Source organism: Mycobacterium sp. E1386, assembly GCF_001672745.1.
Taxonomy (GTDB): domain Bacteria; phylum Actinomycetota; class Actinomycetes; order Mycobacteriales; family Mycobacteriaceae; genus Mycobacterium.
On sequence record NZ_LZKH01000135.1, the window covers coordinates 1 to 1622 of the forward strand.

Genomic DNA, 1622 nt, shown 5'->3' on the forward strand with positions numbered 1-1622 from the left:
CACCGTGGTGCCCGCGGCGATCATGACCATCGGCCGCCGTTTTCCCAGAAGTGGCGGATTTCCTCCAGCTGGCGTCCCTTGGTCTCCGGCGCGAACCGGTAGACGACGACGAACGCGACGACCGCCAGGGCGGCGAACACCGCGAAAGTGCCTGCGCCACCGAGTGAGTGCAGCATGGTGAGGAACACGGCGGCGATGATCGCGTTGGCCACCAGGTTTGAGGTGAGCATCGTGCTCGACCCGATGGAGCGCAACCGGGACGGGAAGCTCTCGCTGGCGTACACCCAGCCCAGGGAGCCGAACCCCATGGTGTAGCCGATGATGAACAGCAGTATGCCGGCGAAGCCGAGTGCCGCGCCGCCGATGCCCCGCCCGAACACGCCCATCAGCACGACGTCGGCGGCGATCATCATGGCGATGCCGGACAACAGGATTGGGCGCCGGCCCACCCTGTCGACCAGCAGCAGCGACGCACCCACGGCGGCCAACCCGGCGACCTGGACCAGGGCCGGCAGCGCCAGCAGCGCGAAGTTGCCCGTGAAGCCCATCGCCTGGAATATCCGTGGGCTGTAATAGATGATCGCGTTGATGCCGGTGATCTGGATCAAAAAGCCGAGCGTGATCACGAAGGCGGTGGCCCGCCCGTACGGCGGGCGCAGCATCTCGGACCAGCCGCCGCTCCCTTCGCTCAGCGCACGGCCGATCTCGGCGAGCTCCTCATCGACCCGCGCGTCGGGCTCCACGCGCAGCAGCGCCCGGCGGGCCTCGTCGGGCCTGCCCTTCAGTACGTACCACCGCGCCGTGTCCGGCGCGCGAACGAGCAACGGCAGCAACAACATTGCGGGCACGCTGGCCAGCCCGAACATCCAGCGCCAGCTGTGGGTCCCGGCCAGTAGATATCCGGTCAGGTAGCCGACGATCAGCCCGCTGACGATGGCCAGTTGATAGGCGGTCAGCAGCGACCCGCGCACCGCCGTCGGGGCCGATTCCGCGACGTAGACCGGCACGACCACCACCGCCACGCCGAGGGTCAGGCCCAGCAGGAGCCGCGCCGTCAACAGCATCGGCAGTGATACCGAGAGCGCACCGAGTAGCGCGAACGCCGCGTAGGCGACCACCAGCAGCACCACCGATTTCTTGCGCCCGATCGCGTTGGCCAGCACGCCCGCACCGAGCGCCCCGGCGATCTGGCCGATCACGACCATCGTCGTCAGCAGTTCCTGTTGCCGGGTGGACAGCCCGAAGTCCTCGGTGACGTAGAGCTGCGCGCCGGCGATGATGGACAGGTCGTAGCCGTATATGACGCCAATGCTGGCGGCGGTCAGCCCAACCGCCAGCCCCCGCGATCGGGCGGGCCGCGATCTCACCGGTGTTGCGGTCGGCGGTTCATCGAGCGTGCGACCATGATCAAACTAAACACGATGATGGTTCCGATGACGGCGACGCCCACCCGGATCGGCAGCGCGTCCGCCGACGGGATCAGCCCCGCGGCCTGCGCGCCGTTGCCGCGGTCGGCGGCGCTGTCGCGTTTGGCGGGCGCCAGCGAGGGGTCGGGTTCGATCAGGTTGCCGACCTGGGTGCCCTGCGGCGTGCTGAAACCGTAGTCCAGCAGGTGCGCCGCC

Annotated in this window: 1 protein-coding gene and 1 pseudogene; both read right to left on the bottom strand. The window is 68.7% G+C overall.

The features are described from left to right. Window positions 1–20 precede the first annotated feature (20 nt). Window positions 21–1367 (bottom strand): sugar porter family MFS transporter, encoded by a 1347-nt coding sequence (locus tag A5709_RS14260; RefSeq protein ID WP_068011400.1) that lies wholly within the window; start codon window positions 1365–1367, stop codon window positions 21–23. After that, window positions 1364–1622, bottom strand: a pseudogene (locus tag A5709_RS14265) (D-alanyl-D-alanine carboxypeptidase); the annotation flags it as partial. The gene A5709_RS14260 and the pseudogene A5709_RS14265, both read right to left, overlap by 4 nt.